Origin of the sequence: Thermoanaerobacterium aotearoense, assembly GCF_009905255.1 — a bacterium.
GTDB lineage: Bacteria > Bacillota > Thermoanaerobacteria > Thermoanaerobacterales > Thermoanaerobacteraceae > Thermoanaerobacterium > Thermoanaerobacterium aotearoense.
This window is the reverse complement of sequence record NZ_CP047602.1, coordinates 19,039-42,139: the sequence shown is the minus strand read 5'-3', so window position 1 is coordinate 42,139 and position 23,101 is coordinate 19,039. Positions and strand designations below refer to the sequence as shown.

25 protein-coding genes, 1 tRNA gene, 1 pseudogene and 1 riboswitch are annotated in these 23,101 nt (G+C 36.6%); of the genes and pseudogenes, 3 read left to right on the top strand and 24 right to left on the bottom strand.

Annotated features, from left to right (window positions below):
- Positions 1-23: 23 nt before the first annotated feature.
- The 3 genes from GSH73_RS00235 to GSH73_RS00225 all read right to left on the bottom strand — a co-directional run bounded on the left by GSH73_RS00235 (position 24) and on the right by GSH73_RS00225 (position 2,612).
- Positions 24-791, bottom strand: a complete 768-nt coding sequence (locus GSH73_RS00235) for a hypothetical protein (RefSeq protein WP_014757453.1) — start codon at positions 789-791, stop codon at positions 24-26.
- 352 nt (positions 792-1,143) lie between these two features.
- Entirely contained in the window at positions 1,144-1,758 is a 615-nt protein-coding gene (locus GSH73_RS00230) for a glucosaminidase domain-containing protein (protein ID WP_014757454.1), read from the bottom strand.
- Positions 1,759-1,946: 188 nt separating this feature from the next.
- A complete protein-coding gene (locus tag GSH73_RS00225; protein ID WP_233432510.1) occupies positions 1,947-2,612 on the bottom strand; it encodes an AsnC family protein in 666 nt (221 codons plus the stop codon).
- 448 nt (positions 2,613-3,060) lie between these two features.
- Here GSH73_RS00225 and GSH73_RS00220 point away from each other — a divergent pair.
- Positions 3,061-3,241: pseudogene (locus GSH73_RS00220) on the top strand (ISLre2-like element ISTxy1 family transposase); the annotation flags it as partial.
- Between the two features lie 320 nt (positions 3,242-3,561).
- On the opposite strand, the gene GSH73_RS00215 reads toward GSH73_RS00220, so the two are convergent.
- From GSH73_RS00215 to GSH73_RS00205, 3 genes are all read right to left on the bottom strand, one after another.
- Positions 3,562-3,634, bottom strand: a tRNA-Thr gene (locus tag GSH73_RS00215).
- An 86-nt stretch (positions 3,635-3,720) separates the two neighbouring features.
- A complete protein-coding gene (locus GSH73_RS00210) occupies positions 3,721-5,007 on the bottom strand; it encodes an adenylosuccinate synthase (RefSeq protein WP_014757457.1) in 1,287 nt (428 codons plus the stop codon).
- Positions 5,008-5,023: 16 nt separating this feature from the next.
- Positions 5,024-6,406: an NAD(P)/FAD-dependent oxidoreductase gene (locus GSH73_RS00205; RefSeq protein ID WP_014757458.1), complete on the bottom strand. Its 1,383-nt coding sequence runs from the start codon at positions 6,404-6,406 to the stop codon at positions 5,024-5,026.
- A gap of 273 nt (positions 6,407-6,679) precedes the next feature.
- Here GSH73_RS00205 and GSH73_RS00200 point away from each other — a divergent pair, with 273 nt between their 5' ends.
- A complete protein-coding gene (locus tag GSH73_RS00200; RefSeq protein WP_014757459.1) occupies positions 6,680-7,447 on the top strand; it encodes a threonine/serine exporter family protein in 768 nt (255 codons plus the stop codon).
- Entirely contained in the window at positions 7,444-7,860 is a 417-nt protein-coding gene (locus GSH73_RS00195; RefSeq protein WP_014757460.1) for a threonine/serine exporter family protein, read from the top strand. Before GSH73_RS00200 ends, GSH73_RS00195 begins: the two co-directional genes overlap by 4 nt.
- Here GSH73_RS00195 and GSH73_RS00190 read toward each other — a convergent pair.
- The 18 genes from GSH73_RS00190 to GSH73_RS00105 form a co-directional block, all read right to left on the bottom strand.
- Positions 7,847-9,091, bottom strand: a complete 1,245-nt coding sequence (locus tag GSH73_RS00190; protein WP_014757461.1) for a methyl-accepting chemotaxis protein — start codon at positions 9,089-9,091, stop codon at positions 7,847-7,849. The genes GSH73_RS00195 and GSH73_RS00190 overlap by 14 nt on opposite strands.
- Before the next feature lie 52 nt (positions 9,092-9,143).
- Positions 9,144-9,314 carry a XapX domain-containing protein gene (locus GSH73_RS00185; RefSeq protein ID WP_014757462.1) on the bottom strand — a complete coding sequence of 57 codons (171 nt, stop codon included), beginning with the start codon at positions 9,312-9,314 and terminating at the stop codon, positions 9,144-9,146.
- Between the two features lie 79 nt (positions 9,315-9,393).
- Positions 9,394-10,761, bottom strand: a complete 1,368-nt coding sequence (locus GSH73_RS00180; protein WP_014757463.1) for a sensor histidine kinase — start codon at positions 10,759-10,761, stop codon at positions 9,394-9,396.
- Positions 10,761-11,435 (bottom strand): response regulator transcription factor, encoded by a 675-nt coding sequence (locus GSH73_RS00175; RefSeq protein WP_014757464.1) that lies wholly within the window; start codon positions 11,433-11,435, stop codon positions 10,761-10,763. The genes GSH73_RS00180 and GSH73_RS00175 overlap by 1 nt, the downstream gene beginning before the upstream one ends.
- 126 nt (positions 11,436-11,561) lie before the next feature.
- Entirely contained in the window at positions 11,562-12,797 is a 1,236-nt protein-coding gene (locus tag GSH73_RS00170; RefSeq protein WP_014757465.1) for an Nramp family divalent metal transporter, read from the bottom strand.
- Positions 12,798-12,803: 6 nt separating this feature from the next.
- Entirely contained in the window at positions 12,804-14,054 is a 1,251-nt protein-coding gene (locus GSH73_RS00165; protein WP_014757466.1) for a magnesium transporter, read from the bottom strand.
- 169 nt (positions 14,055-14,223) lie between these two features.
- Positions 14,224-14,386: riboswitch (M-box (ykoK) riboswitch) on the bottom strand.
- A gap of 47 nt (positions 14,387-14,433) precedes the next feature.
- Positions 14,434-15,111, bottom strand: coding sequence for a Crp/Fnr family transcriptional regulator (locus GSH73_RS00160; RefSeq protein ID WP_014757467.1), 678 nt, complete (start codon positions 15,109-15,111; stop codon positions 14,434-14,436).
- 16 nt (positions 15,112-15,127) lie between these two features.
- Complete coding sequence (gene dnaB, locus GSH73_RS00155) at positions 15,128-16,456, bottom strand: replicative DNA helicase (RefSeq protein WP_013789101.1); 1,329 nt, start codon at positions 16,454-16,456, stop codon at positions 15,128-15,130.
- Positions 16,457-16,521: 65 nt separating this feature from the next.
- A complete protein-coding gene (gene rplI / locus GSH73_RS00150) occupies positions 16,522-16,965 on the bottom strand; it encodes a 50S ribosomal protein L9 (RefSeq protein WP_014757468.1) in 444 nt (147 codons plus the stop codon).
- Entirely contained in the window at positions 16,965-18,932 is a 1,968-nt protein-coding gene (locus GSH73_RS00145) for a DHH family phosphoesterase (protein ID WP_014757469.1), read from the bottom strand. Before GSH73_RS00145 ends, rplI begins: the two co-directional genes overlap by 1 nt.
- Positions 18,933-18,968: 36 nt before the next feature.
- A complete protein-coding gene (locus tag GSH73_RS00140) occupies positions 18,969-19,868 on the bottom strand; it encodes a DUF2232 domain-containing protein (RefSeq protein WP_014757470.1) in 900 nt (299 codons plus the stop codon).
- A gap of 22 nt (positions 19,869-19,890) precedes the next feature.
- Entirely contained in the window at positions 19,891-20,187 is a 297-nt protein-coding gene (locus tag GSH73_RS00135) for a MazG-like family protein (RefSeq protein WP_014757471.1), read from the bottom strand.
- 61 nt (positions 20,188-20,248) lie between these two features.
- On the bottom strand, positions 20,249-20,515 hold the full coding sequence (gene rpsR, locus GSH73_RS00130; protein WP_013789106.1) for a 30S ribosomal protein S18: 267 nt from the start codon (positions 20,513-20,515) through the stop codon (positions 20,249-20,251).
- 12 nt (positions 20,516-20,527) lie between these two features.
- A complete protein-coding gene (locus GSH73_RS00125) occupies positions 20,528-20,974 on the bottom strand; it encodes a single-stranded DNA-binding protein (RefSeq protein WP_014757472.1) in 447 nt (148 codons plus the stop codon).
- A 22-nt stretch (positions 20,975-20,996) separates the two neighbouring features.
- The gene (rpsF, locus tag GSH73_RS00120) at positions 20,997-21,284 is read right to left on the bottom strand and encodes a 30S ribosomal protein S6 (protein WP_014757473.1); all 288 of its coding nucleotides are present in this window, start codon (positions 21,282-21,284) and stop codon (positions 20,997-20,999) included.
- Between the two features lie 65 nt (positions 21,285-21,349).
- Entirely contained in the window at positions 21,350-21,556 is a 207-nt protein-coding gene (locus tag GSH73_RS00115; protein WP_014757474.1) for a DUF951 domain-containing protein, read from the bottom strand.
- Complete coding sequence (locus GSH73_RS00110) at positions 21,540-22,427, bottom strand: mechanosensitive ion channel family protein (RefSeq protein ID WP_432416182.1); 888 nt, start codon at positions 22,425-22,427, stop codon at positions 21,540-21,542. The genes GSH73_RS00115 and GSH73_RS00110 overlap by 17 nt, the downstream gene beginning before the upstream one ends.
- An 8-nt stretch (positions 22,428-22,435) precedes the next feature.
- Positions 22,436-22,969, bottom strand: coding sequence for a CvpA family protein (locus GSH73_RS00105; protein WP_014757476.1), 534 nt, complete (start codon positions 22,967-22,969; stop codon positions 22,436-22,438).
- Positions 22,970-23,101 lie beyond the last annotated feature (132 nt).

The following is a 23,101-nucleotide window of genomic DNA, read 5'->3' as shown; positions in this document are numbered from 1 at the left end:
ACTATGTTATTTTCATACATAATTTAAATATTTGGTATAAATTTTATTCCATTAATAAATAACGTATTACCTTTTATTTCGAATTTTGAATTATCACTTTTTGCTTTATTTGGTTCAGTTTGTGGATTATATATTACTGTAGGTAAATTTTCTATTTTACCATTATCAATATTTAGTATGGATGTTTTACTTATAGTATTTATACTATCAGAACTAAGAGATTTTAGATTATATACAACATATTTACCAAAAACAATATAATTAAAAAAGCTTCCACCTGTATTAGGTCCCTCTGCAATATCTATTTGTTTTTTGGAATCGATGTTAATCCCTATTAACTTTTCGTAACCTTGATTCCAATTCTTACCGGAAAGATACTCTTCAACAACTATCCAATTATTATTTGCTGGAGTTATATTTATTACTCTCACATATATAGGGTCTTTTATTCCTTTTTTTGTAATACTTAATGGTAATTCAACAATTTTTTTAGCATTGTTTAAATTGAATACATTGTTGTCTGTAATATAAATTGCTGTAGGTTTTACTGGATATATAGAATGTTTGTATATGTCATTCTTGATTTCTGTATAAGACCAAATAGATATTTTCCCTATGGATGCATGGACTATTTCAGGCATAGTTGAATTTATAAATGAACTATCCTTAATATTATTATTCTGATGAACATTTTGAAATTTAATATAGCTATAACTAGTTAATAATAGCAAAATCAAAGACAATGTTAAAAATAATAATTTTTTTATATGTTTTGTAAGCAATACATTCATTATCCTTTCCCCTTAAATTATACATTTCCCTTACACACCGAAGGAAATGGTAGAATATTAAAGTATGCAGCAATCTGCAATGCAGAGGATCATGTATTATATATAGTTTACCACATGTAATTTAAATTTACTACCTATAAGTGCCATTTTTTATCGTTAATCTATACACCCATGTTTCCGATGGATTTTTACCTATTTAATGTATATCCCCACTTATTTCCATTAGTTTTTTATAATTCCATTAATAAAATCTTTGACAAAGGGTTATGTTTAATTTAGTTCAACAGAAAAAAATGCACCTTCAAATATCATAGCACTTGAGGTGCGCTTCATTAATGTGATTATGATTTAATTAGCAACATGATGGATATGTAGTTGTAGTATCAATATAATCATAATCTGCAAAATAATTAATAGCTCTCTCATACAATGTTTGTCCAGCCCAATTTGAATTATTACAACAAGATGTACCTGTACCAGCACTGCAATAGCAATAATCTGTTTGTGCCCATCCACTTGATCCTAATGCTGCACAAGCAGGTTTTAAATCTCCTATGACATTAGTACCTGCCCCTGGCAAACACCCATAATTATTTGAATTTGGTATAGTAAATGATCCACTACTAAAGGCATCTGCAACTAAATTAGCATAGGTTTTTCCAGACCCACTATGATCATAATTATTTTGAGCAAAACTAATATAGCCGATACTTACACCATCACACAAATCAGAATATTGCGTGCATGGACAATTACCTGTTGGCCTTCCTGTATTAGCAGGATTATTACATGGATCACATATGTCTACCAATCCCCAGTTACTCTCAATAGACCATTGTGCTAATATTAAAGCTACTGGCCATTTTAATTGATAGCTTGCATATCTAGCAAATTCAACATAATTATTAATAAAATCTGTAGGTGATAACGGTTGTGTCGGACATTGATATTTAGATGAACAACTCATAATACTTTATTCCTCCTTATTTTTATTTAACTTGAGTATCGTACCTTAAATATTCATCTTCTGTTTGAGATTATTATAATCCCTAATCTAATATTTGTGAAGTTCCTAAATTCGGCATATTTTTTGTTAAATTTTTTTAAAATGGTTCCGGTTTTCGGCACATCAAAATTTTAATATTTACAAAAATTTTATAATATATTTCCATCAATATCTATAATTCCGATTTTTATAGCAGCTCTAACTATTTCTAAATCATTATCTACGTTTAATAAACTGCTAAGTTCATTTAAATGTTTTCTCAACGTTCGATCTGATATGCCTATTTCTGATGTTACTAATTTTCTTACCCCATTACGTACTAAAGATGATAAAATTAACTTGTCCATATCATCAAGTTTAGAACTTATTATTGGTAGATTTTTATTTCTATATGATAAATATTCTTCAATATAGATAGCTATATTTTTAAGAATAGCACTTTGGTCTTTAATGCTTGGAACATTAATCCGCGACACATCAAGATATGCAACTACCTCTCCACAATAATAATCAATTATTGGTATAGCAGTGCAATACCAATCTTTGAACAATTTACAATAGTGATCTTTACCGCATAATTCAATTTGATTTTTATATTTCATAGCCATACTAATTGCATTTGTGCCACAATCCTCAAGCCTTAAGCTGCTACCTTCTGCAAAATGCAATGTGTTGAAATAATTATTAAGTTTATCATCGCAGATAAGTTTGATTATATAGCCGTTTTTATCACATAGAATAAAAAAGTATCCTTCCAAAAGAAGACATTTATACCTTAGACTTTTATCTATAAGACTATTAAGCAATGACAACAAAAACTATTTTCTTTTTTTATATTTATTAGCTTTTCAGTACTAATTGCTTTATTGAAAATTTTCTTATTTGGATTAACATTTATAAGTAACGATTCCCCATGCGATTCAGCAATTTCTTTTTTAATGGTCAATATATTACTCATAAATATCAACACCTTCATTAAATTTTATTATTTATCTAATAACATTTCTTAATATAATTTTCTACAAAAATATAGAAATTCCTTTTAATTTTAAAATTTTATAAAACTTTGATAAATACAATAAGTTATAATTAAAGTATTATATTAGATTTGTAAAATATTATTGTGAATGTCAATAGAAATATCTTAGTGTAAAATTTTCTTAGGTGAAAAAGCAGGGAAATAGCAGTGAAATGTAGAAATAAGACTTCACCTTCCTCCCAAAAGGATGAGTTAGAAAACAAATAGGACAGTGAGGTCTTACGATGATAATTCAACATACAGTTCGAAAATTCCTGCTTGTTGTAGAAAAAATATTGAATCATTTGGTGAAAAATATACCTATTTGAAATTTGAAGAAGAATTAAAAAAATTCTAAATGAATTAGGAAAAAAGATTTGTGCAGATGTACTTCATGAACTCGATCAAAGCATAATAAAGATAAAAGTAAGCTGAAGGATGTCGTATTAAAACAGCAATATGAAAACTTAAAGCCAATAGAACTATTAAAACAAATAGTGTATAAAGCAAAACAAAAACATAAAGCCCGAAAGTTTTCATTGAGAAGGACTTATAGGCATTTTTTATCCTTTTTGCTGCGAAAGTCAGGATATAATTTTTACATACTTTAAAAAATCGAAATAGAAATAAAACAAGGTATCCACCATTTAACGGATACCCCTTCATTTTCGCATTAGCACTTTTACGCTTTTTATTTTTTAAGCACTTTTCAAGCACTTTTTTTATTTAGAAATCCTAAAATTCAGAGCTGGCGAAAGGAATCGAACCTTCAACCTGCTGATTACAAGTCAGCTGCTCTGCCGATTGAGCTACGCCAGCATTTATCGCCCTGACATTTATGTATTATACCAGGTAAGGTTGACTGTGTCAACACCTTTTTTTAAATTTTTGTGTGGAACTGATGGTTATTTCATCAGTTCCTGTCTTATTATTGTCTTTTCCCTTCCGGGCCCTACAGATATTATAGAAGCATTTATACCTGTAAGCTCTTCTATCCTTTTTACATAATTTCTGGCGTTTTGCGGCAAGTCCTCAAATCTTTCTACATTTGTGATGTCTTCCGTCCATCCATCCAATTCTTCGTACACAGGCTCACATGAGGCCAGATCTTTCAAGCTGGCTGGAAATGTGTTTATTATAGTTCCATTTAGCTTATATCCTACGCATATCTTTACCTTTTCAAATCCAGTGAGTGTATCAAGTTTAGTAAGCGCAAATGACCTTATGCCAGAAAGCCTTATGGCGTAATTTACTATGACAATGTCAAGCCATCCGCATCTTCTCGGCCTTCCAGTTGTCGTGCCATACTCATGTCCTTTTTCCCTCAAGAGATCTCCTTCTTCATCCAAAAGCTCTGTCGGAAATGGACCTTTTCCAACCCTTGTAGTATATGCTTTCACTATGCCTACTACATCATCTATCATTGTGGGGCCAACTCCTGCTCCAACTGTAACTCCACCAGATATAGGATGTGATGCTGTCACATAAGGATACGTCCCTAAGTCTATATCTAAAAGCGTCCCTTGTGCACCTTCAAACAATACCTTCTTTCCTTCCTTTATTAAATCGTACAGCAATGATGTCGTATCTACAATGTACGGTTTAAGTATCTTTGCGTATTCAATGTATTCTTCGTATATTTCTTCAAAGCTCATTTCAGATGCGCCGTATATCTTTTTGAATATCTCATTTTTCTTTTTGACGTTTATCATCAATTTTTCTTTAAACACTTCCGCATCTAAAAGATCGCAAGCCCTTATCCCTATTCTCTCCGATTTATCCATGTAACATGGTCCAATTCCTCTTTTTGTTGTGCCAATGTCATTCTCGCCTTTTGAAGCTTCTTCTAATTCATCAAGTTTAATGTGGTACGGAAGGACTATATGGGCTCTGTCACTGATTTTGAGGTTTTTTACATCTACTCCTTGACTTTTCAATTCATTCATCTCAGAAATCAAAGAGCCAGGGTTTAAAACAACGCCGTTTCCTATAATGCATATCTTATCAGGGTACAAGATGCCAGACGGTATTAAGTGAAGTTTATACTCAACGCCATCCTTTAAAACTGTGTGCCCTGCATTGTTTCCACCCTGATATCTTACAACCACATCAGCTTTTTCAGCCAAATAGTCTGTTATTTTTCCTTTTCCTTCGTCGCCCCACTGTGAACCTACTATTACAAGCGTTGACATTATTTTGCCCCTTTCTCTACTTTACTCTATTTAAAATTTCCCTTGCCACAACGATGCCTGATACAGACGCTTGTGCAAGTCCTCTTGTAATGCCTGCACCGTCACCGGCAGCAAACAGATTCTCTATTTGCGTCTCAAATTTGTTTGTAAGTTTCACCCTCGAAGAATAAAACTTAACTTCCACACCGTATAAAAGCGTATGTTTCGAATAGATACCTGGCGATACTTTGTCAAGAGCCTTAAGCATTTCCACTATAGACTGGAGAAATCTGTACGGCAACACGAGGCTTAGATCACCAGGTGTAGCATCTTTTAGTGTAGGTTCTACAAGCCCTCTTTTAAGCCTTTCCGGAGTAGACCTTCTCCCTGACAAAAGATCTCCAAGCCTTTGCACGATGACACCGTCTCCCAGCATATTTGCAAGCGATGCGATGTACTTTCCGTAAGCTATAGGTTCTTTAAAAGGTTCTGTAAATTCCTTGCTTACCAATATAGCAAAGTTTGTATTATCTGTCTTTATGTCTTTATAGCTGTGGCCGTTTACGGTTTTTAGACCATCGTTGTTTTCTACCACTACTTTCCCGTAAGGATTCATGCAAAACGTCCTAACCCTATCATCAAATGATTTGGAGTAGTATATAAACTTTGACTCGTAGACGACATCGGTTATGTCCTCCATCACAACAGCAGGAATTTCTACTCTTACGCCCACATCAACCGCATTGTTTTTAGTCTCCAGCGACAATCTCTCAGATTCCTTTTTAAACCAGTCTGCTCCTTCCCTGCCAGGCACTACTACCACATACTTTGAGTAGTACTTCTCCCCATCATCTGTAATGACGCCACATGCCTTGCCGCCTTCTGTCAATATCTCTTTGACCATCTTTTTAGTCTTTATCTCTATTTTATCCATCAAATAATCTTCTATATTTTTTATGATGTCATAGCATTTTTCCGTCCCTAAATGCTTTATAACAGCAGGTATTAATTTCAAGTCTGCCGCAGCAGCTCTTTTTTCTATTTCCCTTATTTTAGCTTTATCAGTGCCATGAACTTCTTTTGTGCCTCCAAAGTTTACATAAATATCATCTACATATTTTATAAGCTCATTTAATTCCGCTTTTGGTATATACTCGTCCAATACCCCACCATAGTCAGATGTCAAAGTCAACTTTCCATCGCTAAATGCACCTGCACCACCTATGCCGCAAGTTATAGAACATGGTTTGCAGTTTGTGCACTTTGAGCCGTACTGACTTATAGGGCAAAGTCTACCTCTTATGTCTCTCCCTTTTTCCAAAAGCAATATGTCAAGTCCTCTATTTTCCTTCACTAATTCCAGGGATGTGAAAAGTCCTGCCGGACCACCGCCAACTATTATTACATCGTATGATTTCATTTTAAACACTCCTTTTTGATAGTATAACAACATCCCCTTTAGTATATTATCAGATATTCTAATTTTAATCAACTAAAATCACGAATTATATTCATTATTTTTTATATAAAGTTCGTTTTTCATCGGTATTTGCCTCGATTTTTCGACAAAATATCGATAAAAATTCAAATACTTTTTTTCATTATCACAGTAAAGCCAAATTCATCATTTTTTTATAGCTTAAAATAATATATAATAGTCTTGTGAGTTCAGATATGAAAGGAATGTGGGCAATTGAACCATGAAGATCTACTGAAATTTGCTGTATTAGCTGGGCAAACGATACTTGAAAATGGCGGCGAAACGTATAGAAGCGAAGACACTATAGAAAGGATGCTTAATAATAAAGTTGAAAGGGTGGAGACATTTGTGACCCCCACTGGCATCTTTGCTTCAATTGAAAACAACGGGAAAATAGAGACGACGATAACGAGAGTCAAACAGAGGGACAGCGACTTAAACAAAGTTGCTCTTGTCAACGATTTGTCCAGAAGATTTAGCAAGGAAAGTTTAGATACACTTGACTTTTCAAAATACACAGATGAACTTATAAAGATTAGGTCGAAAGGCAAATACAGCTTCTTATTGAGAGTTTTCTTCGCAGGTGTTGCTGCAGCATCATCTGGTATGCTTTTAGGCAGTACCATAAGGGATTTCATCCCTACGTTTATAACCGCTACAATGCTGCAGTGTATTGTCACGTATTTTGAAAGGCTGCGCCTTTCTACATTCATAATAAACATCATAGGCGGTGCGTTTGCTGCATTATTAGGTTTGGGGTTTTCTCACTTTGCAATAGGCACTTTAAATGGCATAATAATAGGATCAATCGTCACATTGCTGCCGGGAGTGGCCATAACGAACGCAGTCAGAGATGCTATATGGGGTGACCTGGTTTCAGCCGTGTCAAGAGGCGTTGAAGCTGGAATGTCTGCCATAAGTATAGCTGCTGGAGTAGGATTCATTCTAAACATTTGGTACGTGATTGGAGGCAAATTATGATACAGCAAATTTTCTTTGGATTTTTAGCAACAGCAGGATTCGCTTTTCTATTCAATGTGCCGATTGACGCAATTGTTGTATCGGGGCTTTCAGGTGCAGTGGGATGGGCAGGTTACCTGCTCGTCATGAAGATATACCCTTCTACCGTCGCTGCTACATTTATAGCATCGCTTTTAATAGGCATAATGGGGGAAATATTCGCTCAAAGGAAGAAATACCCTACAACTATATTTGTCATTCCAGGCATAATACCTCTTGTCCCTGGAGCGTATTCCTACAAGACTGTCCTGGCTATAATTCAAGGCAATAATAAACAGGCCTTTGATTTAGGCCTGCAAACTATCGGCATCGCTTTGGCAATAGCCGCTGGACTTATGTTTGTGATCTCATTTGCCAGGATTAGGAGACGGTGATCTTTGAAAGCTCCTTGTCAAGCTCTCTTACAGTAGCCAATAAGCTCTCAAGGTTATCCTTTATGTCTTGTATGAATTTAGACTGCTCTTCTGTTGACGCTGATACTTCTTCTGTCGATGCAGCAGTTTCCTCTGAAACTGCAGATATATTTTCAATAGATGATATTATCTCATTTTTGTACTCAGTAAGACCTACTACAGCATCATTCAAGACTCGGGTATTTTTCGTTATTGTATCGATAGAGGACTTTATTTCGTTAAACGCTTGTGCTGTAGTTTCTACTTGATTTGACTGCTCATCAGCTATTTCTTTAACAGCGCTTGCCTGCTGCACTGTGGCGTCTGTCTTCTGTTTTATAGTGCTTATTATCTTTGCTATCTCAGCCGCAGCTTCCCTTGACTGTTCAGCTAAGTTTCTCACTTCTTCGGCAACGACTGCAAATCCCTTGCCTGCTTCACCAGCTCTTGCAGCCTCAATAGCTGCATTCAAAGCCAGCAAGTTGGTCTGATCGGATATGCCTGTGATTACTTCTATGATCTTCTCTATCTGCCTTGAGTTAGACTGCAATTCGTTTATCTCAGTGACGACGCTATCGATGGAGTTTTTCGTCTCTGCCGTCTTTTCCTTAAGCGAATTTATGGTCTCTATGCCGTTTTGGCTTACCCTATTGGCATTGTTTGTAGACTCCTCAACAGCTTTAAAGTAATTTGCAGATTCATCTATGTTTTGACCCATCTTTTGAGCCATTTCCGCCGCATTTGAAGCATCTTTCGCTTGTTCGGAAGAACCTTGCGCTATTTCTTCTACTGCTTTGGCTATCTGAGTAAATGTATTATTTGCTTCCTCTATTGACTCTGTAAACTTGCTTACTGTAGCTTCTGCACTCTTTGCAAATTCAGTGACATTTTTGATTATGCCTTTAATCTTATCTACCATCTGATTGTAGCTTTCTATCAAAGAGCCAATCTCATCATTGCGGCCTTTTGCGACATTGGCATTGAAATTGCCATCTGAAAGCTTTTTAAATCCCTCTTTAAGCCTTGATATAGGCTTCGTAATCGTAAAAGATATGTATATTGAAAATAATATTGACAATAAAAACGACGCTGCAGCTACAAAGATAAATACACCGGCACTTTTGTCATCTAATACATAGTGATATGTTCCTGCAAGAGGAATAAGAGCTACAACTATAAATGAAAGCATCAGTCTCCAAAATACACTTCTCATCCATATACCCCCTAACTTATATTGTTTCCCCTACTTTGAGAGTCTTTTAAGCTTACCTGCCTAAAAGCCTCATCAGATACACAAATAGCTGACCGCCTAAGTATATGCCTACGATTCCTGCAATACCAGGAAGAACGTTTGGCGCAGGCAATGGCAGCTTTAAAAATGAGAAAATCACGCCTACCAAAAAACCCGTAAATAATGCTAAAATCGACGCTTTCAATTTAACACCTCACTTACCATTATCGACATTACTCTTGTAAAGTTTAGAGCTTTTATATTATACCACAAAAATTATTTGCTTACACAGCATTTAGTTTTATCAAAAAGCATACGCCGCCATCCGTATTGAATGCTTCTATAGTGCCTTCATGCCATTCGATTATGGCTTTAGTTATAGCCAGCCCCAAGCCTGTCTCTCCTTCATCACCCTTATAAAATCTCTCAAACATATTCTTAAGCTCTTCGTCAGTAAATTTCCTGCCGTCGTTTTTTATTTTTATCTCCACATAATCCTTTATCTTCTTAATCTCTATATCAATAGACGTCTTGGCATACCTTACACCATTGCTTAATATATTCATAAAAGATTGCATAAGTTTTTTTCTGTCGCATTTTACGTTTGCATCGTCGCCATTTAAGCTTATTTTTATGTTTTTCTTGTTTAGCTGAGGCATTATCTTTTCTATGCATTCCTCAAAAATGTCCTTTAGATACTCTTTATGCTTTTTTATCCCTTCTTGATGTGTTTCAATTTTTGTCAGGTACATCAAGTCGTTTACTATATCCCTCAATCTTTTGCTTTCATCTATGATTATATCAAGTGATTTTGGTATATCGTCTTTTTCTATGACACCATCTTTTATGCCTTCTGCATAACCTTGTATAGACATAAGTGGGGTCTTTAGCTCATGTGAAGCATTTTGCAAAAACCGCCTCTGAGATGTGTAATAATTCCTAAGCTCTACAGACATTTCATTAAAGGCATCTGCCAAAAGCTTTATTTCCCCATCTGACTTTACGTTTACCTTCTCGCCAAACTTCTTGTCCTTTATTTTTTCCACCACTTCTGTAAGCTTTGCGATGGGGGCAGAGATTGACCTGGAAAGAAAGTAGCCTATTATCAATGAGACAATGCCAGAAAGCAAAATCCCCTTTAACAAAACGCCTACTATTTGAAGTGATGCTATCTTTATGCCTTTTACAAGCGTATACATGACTATAGAGCCGATGACTTTTCCGTTTAAGTTGCTTATTATTGGAAAGACTGCAGCCACCACATCTGTGTTTCCAATCTTTATGCTGTTGTATGAGCCTTCTTTTGTTATTTTATCGAGTATTGCGTACTCCAACCTGTTTTCTTTGCCAAAAGGATTTTGCCTTGATGAATACACGATATCGCCATTTAAATCCACAACTATAAGGTCGCCATCTAAAATCCTTCCTCCTACCCAAAACTTAGGCATGTACCTTATGGATTGCAGCGCCTCTGGAGTGCTTATCCTCCCATTGTAAAGCCGCTGTATGACAGATCCTTGCCTTATGAGATTTTGCCTGGCTTCATTTATCAAAAAATCCCTTATCATCAGGTTGAAAAATACGCCTATTATAGAGAAAGAGATAAAAATAAGCAATATATATGAAATAATTAGTTTAAACCTAATAGACATCACGATTCCACCTTATAACCATATCCCCAAATGGTTGATATATTAAATTCGCACCCGTAGCTTTGCAATTTTTTCCTTATTCGTTTCACCATGTCGTCTACAGCCCTCGTCTCCGTAAAAGAGTCATACTTCCATACCTTCTCTAAAAGCTGTTCTCTCGTGAAAGCTTTATTTGCATTTTTGGCTAAAAACTGTATAAGCTCAAATTCCATGGAAGTAAACCCTATTTCTTCCTCCTTGTATATTACTTTCCTCTCATCAGGCACAATGACGATATCTTTTATCCTTATCTCGTCGTTTCTTTTAGGCGTTTTAACCCTTCTAAATACGGATTTCATTCTGGCTATAAGCTCTCTGGGCGAAAAAGGCTTTGCGATGTAATCGTCTGAGCCTAATTCTAAGCCAAGTATTTTATCTAAATCTTCATCTCTTGCTGAAACGATTATTATCGGCACGTCGCTTTTCTTCCTTATTTCTCTGCAAAGCTCGTATCCATCCATGCCTGGCATCATTATGTCCAGTATAAGCATATCAGGCTTGTCTTTTTCGAAATTTTCCAGAACCGATTCAGCATTTTCAAATGCTTTGACAGTATACCCTTCTTTTTCAACATACTTAACCATGAGGTCTCTTATATTCTTATCATCATCTACTATATATATAAGTTCTGGCATATTACCACCTCACATCTAATTTAACATCATAAGATATCAAAAACAATATCGTATACTATATATTTTAATCATATTACGGCAAAAAATAAAAGGCGGTTACCCGCCATATTTCTCTTGATCTCTATTTTAAGCAAATGAAAAGAACATTAAAACAGCAGTCAGTCCTATTAAAATTATCGTGGTGCTCCAACCGATGACGTTTTTCAAAGGATTATTTACGTATTTCCCCATTATCTCCTTGTTGTTTACAAGAAGCATCATGGAAATCAACACCACCGGCAACAAGATTCCATTTAAAACCTGCGTCCAAATTGTGATTGTAATAAGGGGCGCATGTGGAATCAATATGATGGCAACTGCTATTATTATTATGGCTGTAAAAAGCGTATAAAATTCCGGTGCTTCATCAAGCCTTTTGTCTATGCCTGCTTCAAACCCAAACGCTTCACAGATGTAAAATGCTGTAGCAACTGGAAGTATGGCAGCGGAAAAGATGGATGCTATAAAGAGCCCAAATGCGAATACGCCTGATGCCAGCTCACCAGCCAGCGGCTTTAAAGCCATGGCTGCATCTTTTGCTTCATTTATTTTTATGCCATTCACATTAAGAGTAGATGCACAGGCAACTATTATGAAAAAAGCCACGACAACTGTTGCGATACAGCCTATCACAACGTCCCAAATTGTGTACTTATAATCGTCTATCTTTATGCCTTTTTCTATAACCGATGATTGCATGTAAAATTGCATCCAAGGCGCTATCGTAGTACCTACTATACCTATTACCATGCTTAAATAGTCTGTGTTAAATGACATGGTGGGTTTTATGATGGACTGGCCTACAGCCTTCCAATCTGGATGTGACAGAAGGGCTGATATGACGTATGACAGCAAAAAGACGCTGAATATCAAAAATACTTTTTCCGCTACAGTATAATTGCCTTTTACGATTAAAAACCACACAGCTAAAGCGGCCAATGGCACCATTATATACTTGCTTATGCCGAAGATCTCCATGCTGCCTGCCACACCAGCAAACTCTGTAGCAGTATTTCCAATGTCTGCGATAAGAAGTCCGAGAAAGATGAAAAACGTGACTCTTACGCCGAAGTTTTCCCTTATAAGGTCTGCCAATCCTTTCCCCGTCACGACGCCCATCCTGGCATTCATCTCCTGTATGACGATCAGGACGATAAATGACGGTATCAATGTCCAAAGCAATTTATATCCATAAGTAGCACCTGCCACAGAATAAGTGGTTATGCCACCTGCATCATTGTCAACACTTCCTGTGATTATACCTGGCCCTAAAATCGACAAAAATATCAACAAATTTGTAAGAAATGTCTTCCTCTTTGTCACTTCACACTACCTCCTTGCGTACGTCTTTCCACTTCTCATAAGTTCGTATATTATATCATTTATAAGGACAGTGCCCAATAGCTTCATATCTTCATCTACAACAGGAATCGCTACCAAATTGTACTTTGTCACTGTCTTTATGAGGGATTTTATTGAATCCATATCTCGGGTGTAGATGATGTCCTTGTTCATGATTTCATTTAATAGGGTATTAGGCTCTGAAATCACCAAATCTCTAAGCGTAACTGCGCCTAAAAGCCTATTTGATTCATCAACTATATAGATGTAATAAATGATATCTTCATCTGGTTTTAAAAGCCTAAGCTCCTTTATTGCCTCCTCAACGGAAAGCGTATTTTCAAATGCCACAAAGTCGGTGGTCATCAAGCTTCCAACGGCATACTCCGGGTATTCCATCAGCTCTCTGACTTCCAACGACGCATTGTTTTCCATCTCATTCAATAGTTCTTCTACTTTTTCTTCATTCAGATCATCCAGTATGTCTGCAACTTCATCTGCAGGCATTTCTTCCAATATGTCCGCAGCTTTAGAGACAGGCAGCTCGTTTAATATGCTTCTTTGAGTATCTGTCTCCATTTCCTCCAGCACATCTGCGGCTCTTCCGTGCTCTAAGCTGGAGAATATATCTATGCCGGCTTTAAAATCCAGATCTTCTATTATATCCGCAAGGTCGGAAGGGTGAAGTGTGGCCAGCTTGTGATACGTCTTTGACAGCATTATGTTTTCTCTTGCGCGAGTAATCGTCTCTATATCTTCCCAAAGTATGAATTTGCTGGATATAGTTTTGCCAAATCTCTTTAATATCCTCTTTAAAGGCTTTGCAAGTCCAAGTCTTCTCAATATGCCTTCAACACCTATATCGACAGCAATCGCAAACAAACCTTTATCTAAAAGTGCCAGCCTTATATCATTGACTCTTACTACTTTCCTTCCATTCACGTCGATAATCTGTTTATCTAAGACATTTTTTGACAAGTACAAGACATCTTTAATGCCATTTGCCTCTATTGGCTCTGTGCACATAAGCTCGTACTGTCCAAATTTTTTCGTTATCTTTATGTTTTCCCACTTGTACTCTTTGACGCCAGATTTCGTCTTTACCAACATGGATATTGCAATTGGATGCGTCAACTCTGTTGAAACTCCAATATCCTTGAGTTTACCTAAAACTTCACCATTTTTAAGCAATATCTTATTGCCTAAAATCCTGCTTAAATAAAGGCTTAAAATTGGCATTTCACTACCTCCTTTTCTAAGGGAGGAGTTTTAAGGCAAGATAGACTCCTCCCTCATATTCTTTTTTGAATTATTAAATTTTATTCGCTTATGACTATAAGGGCCAGAGTCCATCTTTACCACCTGCCTTTAAAAAATTTAAGCCTTTTACAAAACGTAAAAGGCTCTAATCTCAACACACTCGTTGGGTTTTAGCACTATGCGGCATAGGTAGTACCGGCTGAATTAGATTAAACCTTGTAACGGTAGAATCTGTTGACCCATTGGCATCTCTCGATGTTTCCGGGCATCAGCATGTATCCGCATAGGAGCCTCACTTAACGAACTTTATTCAATTGCATATAAATTATAGCACACATTGAATATAACTACAACAAATTTATGACAAATTTTTTAATGCATTTACATCTTTTATTATTATGGCATGTCGTTCCAGCTTTATGACTCCTTCCTTGTCTAACTGGCTTAAGATTCTTGTCATATTTTCTCGAGACGTGCCTACCATGTTGGCAAGATCTTGCCTGCTTAAGTTTAATTCTATGGCTATGCCATCCTTGCCTTGTATGCCTTTTTCTCTGGCAAACGTCAGAAGAATAGAAACCGTCCTGCCGAGAGAATCTTTAAGCGCTAAGTTCTCTATTATGACCGCCACATTTTGGAGTCTTTTTGCCATTAGCTTTATTATTCCTAAGGCAACTTCATTGTTGTTCAGTATCAAATTTTCTATGTCTTTGTTTTTAAGCACGATAATCTTTGAATCCTCTATGGCCTCTGCAGTAGCTGGATATTTGCCACCTATAAATAAAAGGGATTCAGCAAAAATATCTCCATCCTCCATTATTCTTATTATATGCTCTTTGCCCTGTTGTGATATTTTAGATATCTTGACTTTCCCCTTTTTTACAAAATATATGGCGTCACCCTCGTCGCCTTCGTAAAATATGACGGTGTTTTTTTTGTACTCCTTCTCCACAGCTATTTTATTAATCTCAAATAAAGAGCTTTCGCTTAAGACATTGAAATACGGTATCTTTCTTAAATAATCATAATCACCCATAAAAATACCCTCTTGACTACTCTGTCCTGTATTTATCTATGCTTACAAATTTCGTGTACTGACCCATCCACAGAAGCTCTATTGTACCTGTAGGACCATTTCTATGCTTTGCAATAATAAGCTCTGCGATGTTTTTCTTTTCAGAATCCTTGTTGTAATAATCATCTCTGTAGAGAAACATGACTATATCGGCGTCCTGCTCAATCGCACCTGACTCTCTTAAGTCGCTTAAAATCGGCCTGTGATCGGATCTGGCTTCAGGGGCACGGGATAGCTGCGAAAGCGTTATGATGGGAACTTGCAGTTCTCTTGCAAGACCCTTCAATGACCTTGATATCTCAGAAACCTCCTGCTGACGGCTTTCTGAGTTGCCCCTTCCTTGCATAAGCTGTAAATAGTCTATTAATACTAAAGACAACCCTTTCTCCAGCTTCAGTCTTCGGCACTTTGCCCTTATATCCATGACAGATATGCCAGGTGTGTCGTCAATGTATATAGGCGCTGTTGAAAGAGGAGCCATAGCAGCAGCAAGCCTTGGCCAATCGTCGTCATCCAAATTTCCCGTTCTAAGCTTTTGACTGTCTATATTTGCAGTAGAACATATAAGCCTACTTACAAGCTGCTCTTTAGACATCTCAAGGCTAAATATGGCGACGGGTTTTTTAAGTGCCAATGCAGCATTTTCTGCAATGTTTAAGGCAAATGAAGTTTTGCCCATGGATGGCCTTGCTGCAAGAAGTATAAAATCAGATGGCTGGAAGCCAGACGTCTTCAAGTCTAAATCAGGAAATCCAGAAGGTACGCCAGTCAGATGCCCTTTGTTTTTATAAAGATTTTCTATGTTGTAAAATGTGTCCATCAACACATCTTTAATGGGATAAAAGTTTTCGGTGTTTCTGCCCTGCGCTATGTCAAATATCTTCTGCTCAGCCGTATCCAACACATCGTGAAGATCGCCGCCTTCATAGCTTAACTCCATTATCTCTGATGAAGCTTGAATGAGGCGTCTCAATGTTGCTTTCTCTCTTATCATCTTTGCATAATACGATACATTGGCAGTAGTCACTATGCTGGATGACAAATTTGTTATGTAGTCAAGCCCGCCTACAGCCTCCAGCATATTTTGCCTTCTAAGCTCATCAACTACCGTAACCAAATCGACTGGTATGTTTTTTTCAAACATATCCATCATTATGGTAAAAAGCTTTTTATTTGACTCCTTGTAAAAATCATCTGCTTTTACTATCTCTGATGCATCGATTATGGCATCTCTGGACAAAAGCATTGCACCTAAGACAGCCTGTTCTGCTTCTATATTTTGAGGAGGGATTTTATTCCACTCCATCTCATTCCCCCCTTAAAAGTCCAAAACCTCACGTATTTTTCCATAAAGTCATGAATCTTCGTAAATTATTGTCCTACGACATCTACTTTTACCTTGGCTTGTATGCCGGGGTATATTTTGATGTCTACATTATAAGTGCCGATCGTCTTTATAGAATCCGGAAGATTTATCTTCTTCTTGTCAATATCGTATCCTTTTTTATTAAGCTCGTCCTGTATGTCTTTTGATGTTATAGATCCAAACAATTTGCCGTTTTCGCCTGTTTTAACTTTAATCACGATGGACTCTTGCGAAAGCTTTTTAGCCATCTCTTGTGCAGCTTCTACCTCTTTCTGCCTTTTCTTCTCCTCTGCTTTTTTCTTCTCATTAAGAACGTTCATGTTTGACTCCGTAGCATCTATAGCAAGTCCGCGAGGCAAAAGATAATTTCTACCGTAGCCGTCGCTTACATTTACTACGTCACCTGCTTTGCCTATGCCCTTTACATCCTTTTGCAAAATCACTTTCATTACGACTCACCTTCCTTAAAATATTCCTCTATAGCTTTCTTCAAATCATCTACGACATTTTTAAGAGGCTTTTTAAGCTGAGCGCCTGCCACAGTCAAGTGACCGCCGCCTCCTAATTTTTCAAGTATTACCTGAACGTTTATATCTCCTATCGATCTTCCGCTTATGGCCACATCGTCATGTCTTTTAAACACGACAAAAGACGCTTGAACGCCTTTTATATTGAGAAGTTCATCTGCAGCTTGTGCGGCTATGACATTGTCCGTTTCATCAGGACTTACTGCAATAGCTATTCCTTCTTCCGTAATCTCAGCATTTTTTACTATCGTAGATTTTATTATATACGATTTTAAATCATTTTGAAACAGCATCTTTACAGATATAGTATCGGCACCCTTTCTCCTAAGATAAGATGCTGCTTCAAATGTCCTTACGCCTGTCCTAAATGTGAAATTTTTTGTGTCAACTGTTATTCCGGCTAAGAGGGCTTCCGCTTCTATCGGCTTTAAATCTATTTTATCTTTTATATACTGCGATATCTCAGTCACAAGCTCACATGTAGATGACGCGTATGGCTCAAGGTAAATAAGCAACGCCTTATCGATAAATTCCTTTCCTCTCCTATGGTGATCGATGACTACTATCCTATCCACCATGTTTACTAATTCTGGATACGTCAGATAGCTGGGTCTATGGGCATCAACGACGATGAGAAGCGTCTTTGGATTGACCATATTCTTTGCATTGCCAACATCGATAAATGGATTTGCGTACTCCTCATCCCTCTCTATTTTCTCCAAAAGTGTCTCTATAGCTGGATTTGACTTATCTAATACTATCTTTGCATCCTTGCCAAAGGATACGGCACACCTGTACATGCCTATTGCCGCTCCCAATGAGTCAAAATCCATAAAATTGTGCCCCATAAGCAAAACATTTGATGAATCTCCAATAAGTTCCCTTATGGCATGTGCCACAACCCTCGCTTTGACCTTTGTCCTCTTTTCTACAGCCTGTGTCTTTCCTCCGTATATAAGGATTTTCTCGCCTCTTTTGACAACGGCCTGATCGCCGCCTCTGCCTAATGCCAGATCAATAGCAGACACAGCATACTCATTTAATTTCGCAAATTCAGGTGAATCTGCACCAACACCTATACTTAAGGTAATCGGTATTTTGTTTCCTACATTTATATCCCTTACAAAGTCAAGTATCTCAAATCTATTTTCCTCCAGATTTTTTAAATCCGCCTCTTGCGTTACAAAGATATACCTGTCATTGGCGTACTTTATTATATAGGCATTCATCGATTGAATCCAGATGTTTAATCTTCTTTCTATTTCTGCAGCTACAACAGGCTTATTTAAATCATCTGCAGACTGCAAAGCTTCTTCGTAATTGTCTACAAGTATGTAACCTAAGACAGTACGAGAATTTGCAAGTCTTCTCGATATTTCCATGTAATCAGTTTCGTCAAATATGAAAACATTGTAGTAATTTTCACCGTCTTTTGGCTTTCTCTTTTTGGTTTTAGAGATGATGCTTATCATGTAGTAGTATTTATTGCCAATCCTGAAGTGATATTTTTCATCCTTTTTCGACTTTGCGTATTTTAAAAAAACATTGTTTATATCTTTCTTATCCTCAAAATTTTGAGCAAAGCATGAATTGTACCAGACGATACTTCCATCTTCCCTCATCAAAGCTACAGGTATAGGCAAAAGCGACAGCACATTGCCCGATGCCTTGTCAACGCTAAAAAAAAGCCTTTCAATGTACTTGTCAAATTCTGTACGTTTCTTTTTAGCTCCCTTGTATTCGATGTATAAAATATACGCCAAAAGAACCATCGATACAATGCTGATGTAGACATTGTAGTACATAAGCACAAGAGTAAGCACCGCTGATAAAATGATGTTTAATAAACTTACAGAGGATATCAATTTATAATTTTTTTTATCAAACATGCATACATCCCCTCAAATCAGGATACAAAAGCCGTATCATGTAAATCTTCGCAAGTTCATGCTTGTATCTATGACCCCCAGCAGCGTCATAAGTGAAAAAGTAATAGGAAACATAAACAAAGCCACCAAAACCACGTCGCTTATTAAAGAGTTTACATTAAATCTCTTTGTCATAAAGTATTTTACATAGGAAAGGCCGCTTACGGTAAACCCTATGGATAGAAGCAACAGCAGATTAGATGCGACAACACTGGAGTTTACAAAATACTGGTACAAAAGGGCACCTATGAAAATCCAACCTGTCATGTAAGGCATCCTCCAAAACATAAACGGAGGTAATTTTTTCACTTTGCCTTCCTTTGCCATTATCCTTGAAAGAAGCATGTAGTTAACTAAGACGATGAGTGCAATCATTATGACAAAAATAGACGGCATAAGCTCTTTTAAAGACTCTAATGTATAACTTATCATGCTTCTTATATAAGCTGCATCAGGAGAGTTCTTATAGATGTCCAATATTTGTTTTCCAATCTGCTGATAATCGTCTAAGATGCTTTTTATTACATTTATGCCAAATAATTTAAGAGCATACAACACTCCTACAAAGCCTAACAAAGATATTGCACCAGTTTCAACCACAACGTTCTGAGGAGTACTGCCGCTTTTAACCAAATACCCCATCGCAATCCCTATAGCGCTTAATCCTGCCACAATTGAAGCTGTGATTATGTCTGTAAAAAGAAATGTGGCCAAAAAGATTAAGGCTGTGGTCAATATGCCATACAGCAAACTATTGCTCCTTATTATCACCACGCTTACAGGTACTGACACAAAAAACAGTATGAAAAAAAGCGGCGGTACGTATGACCCAATCAAGACCATTATAACCGCTACAGCAACCATTAAAGCTCCATTTACTATGTTTTTGCTGTTCATTTTTTATCCTCCATGCGCTATCTTACCTTTTCTTTAGATACTCCGCCAGTTTTCTGTAATTTTGGGAGTCTTCTTCTATATCTGCCGAAATAGATTTTATCCTCTTTGAAATCTCATCGTCGATTTCTCTAAAATCATACCCCAATTTATTGCCAAGAAGATATCCTATTATTATCACATGGCATATATCGTCTATCAATTCTTGAGGCAAATCGTCATTGTTAAAATTTTTAAAGACTGATGCAATCTTCAATAAAAGCTCAACTTTTAAATTTTCCAAGCTTTTAATATTTTTCGTTATATCAAAATTATTCTCCATAATATCCCACCTTAAACACATGAAAAACAAGAGAGGGCTTGACCCTCTCTATATTATATCATTATTCGGCTGTATATGGTAGTAGTGCAATCTGTCTCGCTCTTTTTATAGCAACTGTAAGCTGCCTTTGATGTATAGCACAGTTTCCTGTTATCCTTCTCGGAAGTATCTTGCCTCTTTCAGTTATATATTTGCGCAGCTTTCCAACTTCTTTGTAATCTATATAATCTATCCTGTCAGCGCAAAAAGCGCATACTTTTTTCTTAGCTTTTCTATTTTTCCTCTTTTGAGCGGAATTTTCCTTAGAATTGCTATTGTTGTTTGACATCATCTACCCTCCTTAGAATGGAAGATCATCTTCTGACTCTACCGGACTAAATCCATCAAAATCGCTGCTATCCAAGTCGATATCAAAATTGTGAATATCCTTACCCAGATCTGCCATAGGATCACTGCCGCTGGGTCTATTTGAATCCAGAAACTTCACTTCATCTGCTACAACTTCTGTAACCCAATGGCGATTGCCGCTATTATCATCCCATGTGCGAGTTTGAATGCTGCCGGACACAGCCACCAATCTTCCCTTTTTAAGATTATTTCCGCAAACTTCTGCCAGTTTTCGCCATGTAACGATGGGTATAAAATCAGCCACCCTGTCTCCGTTCTGCTGTGTGTAATTCCTGTTGACAGCAAGTGTAAATGTGGTCACAGGAACCATGTTTGCTGAAGCATACTTAAGGACAGGATCTTTAGTCAAACGGCCTATTAATATAACTTTATTCAACATCATTAACCCACCTATCGATTAATTATTTATCAACTTTCACGATCAAGTATCTCAATATACCGTCTGTAATCTTGTACACTCTTTCAAGTTCATGCGGGACATCTACATCGCTTGTAAAGTTCATCAATACGTAGTATCCTTCGCTTTTCTTATCGATTTCATATGCAAGCTTTCTTCTGCCCCACTCATCCACATTGGTAATTTCTCCACCTTTTTCTGTTATGAGATTTTTAAACTTCTCAATCAAAGCAGGTCTTGCTTCGTCATTTACATCTGGAGAAATTACGAATATTGTTTCATACGCTCTCATTCTTTCACCTCCTTATGGACTTTACGGCCCTATTGGGCAAGGCGGCAATCCATATTGTTATTTTATCATTGTTCATTTGGTTTTTCAACAGTTTTTATCACTTTTTTCATTCCCTTTTCAAATTTGGGCCTTGGCATTAAAACCATTCTGCCGCACTTTAAACACTTTATCCTTATGTCCATTCCTACCCTAAGCACTTCCCACTCATCGCAGCCACAAGGATGGACCTTCTTCATTTTTACAATATCACCTACGTTAATCTCTTTCGGCACTGACATCACCCTTTTTATTTTTGTCTTCAATTGATACATTCATGTGAGGATATGGCAAATCAATGTCGTAGTCCTTAAAAAGTTTCTTGATCCTGTACCTTAAATCCCTCTCAACAGCCCACTGCTGCATTGGCTTTGCCATTGCCACCACAGTTATTTCTACTGCAGAGTCTTTAAAATTTGTTATTCCAAGGACTTTCGGCCCATCTAAAAGATCTGTCCTATCCCTTTTCATCTCAGTGCATATCTCATTAAGAGCTTCTATAACCCTATCTACATCTTCTTCGTAAGATACAGAGACAGCCACAAGGGCTCTCATGGCACCCTTTGAATGGTTCGTCACAGATGTAATCTCTCCATTTGGTATGATGTTTAAATCACCTGAAAAATCTCTTATTTTTGTGACTCTAAGTCCGATCTCCTCAACGGTGCCAGAAAAATTGTTTATTGTTATGTAGTCCCCTACTCCGAATTGATCTTCAAATATTATGAAAAACCCAGTAATAACGTCTTTCACAAGGCTTTGGGCTCCAAATCCTACGGCAAGGCTGCCTATACCTGCAACAGCCAATATCGAACCCATCTTAAGCCCTAATATCTCAAGAATAGAATAAACAGCCACAAAATATATGACGTACTTTAAAATATTTTTAGTAAGAGAAGAAAGAGTCTTTACTTTTCGCTCAGAAAATTGAAGTTTTGACTTCTCTTGCATCACATAAAATCGATCTATTAAAAGATAGCCTAACTTTTTGGCAATATAAGCTATTATGATGACTTTTATTATGTCAAAAGTAGTTCCAAAAATTTTTATATCGTAAAGCTTCAATATTTGGTCGTAAAACCTACTTATGTACTCCAATTTAAACATCCTTTCATTTAAAGCAAAAGCAGTTTAACAATATCTTTGTTTGTCAAAAACAGCTTTGCAAATTGAGACTTTTCTATGTAAGTCCAATAATTTAGCGGCAGCATGCTATTTACCACACTTAACAATCCAAACAGCAGAAATAGAAATGCAAATCCTTCTATAGCGCCTAAAATTCCGCCGCCAACTCTGTTGAATGTCCTTATGACAGGATAATCCATCAATTTATTGATAGTCAATGCGACGGCTTTCAAAAATAGCAAAGACAGCAAAAATGTAAATACAAAACTTATTAACGTAACAATCATTTTCGTCGATGCACCGCTTAAAATCGCATCGCCGTATCCTGTAATCTTCACTATAAAACTTACCAATTTATTATTTCTCAATATTAATTGTTCTACAACTGGGTAAAATCTTTTAGTCAAAATCCATGATAACACAATGCTGGCCATGCCGTATAGTGTCATGATAAATCCTTTGATGAAGCCAGTATATACAAAATAGGCTATTATTAAAAGTATTGCCATATCAACAATATTCATATAAACCACCTTAAAGTGCAACTACTATTATAATACACGTATATGCACGACTTTTCAACCTAAAATGCCATCAGTGTATTAACACGGTAAAAATTGTGAAAAATAAATATGAGATTGCTTAAAGGAGATGGG

Bases quoted from the DNA above. Each gene is read 5' to 3' on its own strand.
- GSH73_RS00235 (WP_014757453.1), bottom strand. From the start codon at position 791: ATGAATGTATTGCTTACAAAACATATAAAAAAATTATTATTTTTAACA.
- GSH73_RS00230 (WP_014757454.1), bottom strand. From the start codon at position 1,758: ATGAGTTGTTCATCTAAATATCAATGTCCGACACAACCGTTATCACCT.
- GSH73_RS00210 (WP_014757457.1), bottom strand. From the start codon at position 5,007: ATGTCAACGCTTGTAATAGTAGGTTCACAGTGGGGCGACGAAGGAAAA.
- GSH73_RS00205 (WP_014757458.1), bottom strand. From the start codon at position 6,406: ATGAAATCATACGATGTAATAATAGTTGGCGGTGGTCCGGCAGGACTT.
- GSH73_RS00195 (WP_014757460.1), top strand. From the start codon at position 7,444: ATGATACAGCAAATTTTCTTTGGATTTTTAGCAACAGCAGGATTCGCT.
- GSH73_RS00190 (WP_014757461.1), bottom strand. From the start codon at position 9,091: ATGAGAAGTGTATTTTGGAGACTGATGCTTTCATTTATAGTTGTAGCT.
- GSH73_RS00180 (WP_014757463.1), bottom strand. From the start codon at position 10,761: ATGTCTATTAGGTTTAAACTAATTATTTCATATATATTGCTTATTTTT.
- GSH73_RS00175 (WP_014757464.1), bottom strand. From the start codon at position 11,435: ATGCCAGAACTTATATATATAGTAGATGATGATAAGAATATAAGAGAC.
- GSH73_RS00165 (WP_014757466.1), bottom strand. From the start codon at position 14,054: ATGCCAATTTTAAGCCTTTATTTAAGCAGGATTTTAGGCAATAAGATA.
- GSH73_RS00160 (WP_014757467.1), bottom strand. From the start codon at position 15,111: ATGGGTGATTATGATTATTTAAGAAAGATACCGTATTTCAATGTCTTA.
- dnaB (WP_013789101.1), bottom strand. From the start codon at position 16,456: ATGGAGTGGAATAAAATCCCTCCTCAAAATATAGAAGCAGAACAGGCT.
- rplI (WP_014757468.1), bottom strand. From the start codon at position 16,965: ATGAAAGTGATTTTGCAAAAGGATGTAAAGGGCATAGGCAAAGCAGGT.
- GSH73_RS00145 (WP_014757469.1), bottom strand. From the start codon at position 18,932: ATGTTTGATAAAAAAAATTATAAATTGATATCCTCTGTAAGTTTATTA.
- GSH73_RS00140 (WP_014757470.1), bottom strand. From the start codon at position 19,868: ATGAACAGCAAAAACATAGTAAATGGAGCTTTAATGGTTGCTGTAGCG.
- GSH73_RS00135 (WP_014757471.1), bottom strand. From the start codon at position 20,187: ATGGAGAATAATTTTGATATAACGAAAAATATTAAAAGCTTGGAAAAT.
- rpsR (WP_013789106.1), bottom strand. From the start codon at position 20,515: ATGTCAAACAACAATAGCAATTCTAAGGAAAATTCCGCTCAAAAGAGG.
- GSH73_RS00125 (WP_014757472.1), bottom strand. From the start codon at position 20,974: ATGTTGAATAAAGTTATATTAATAGGCCGTTTGACTAAAGATCCTGTC.
- rpsF (WP_014757473.1), bottom strand. From the start codon at position 21,284: ATGAGAGCGTATGAAACAATATTCGTAATTTCTCCAGATGTAAATGAC.
- GSH73_RS00110 (WP_432416182.1), bottom strand. From the start codon at position 22,427: ATGTTTAAATTGGAGTACATAAGTAGGTTTTACGACCAAATATTGAAG.
- GSH73_RS00105 (WP_014757476.1), bottom strand. From the start codon at position 22,969: ATGAATATTGTTGATATGGCAATACTTTTAATAATAGCCTATTTTGTA.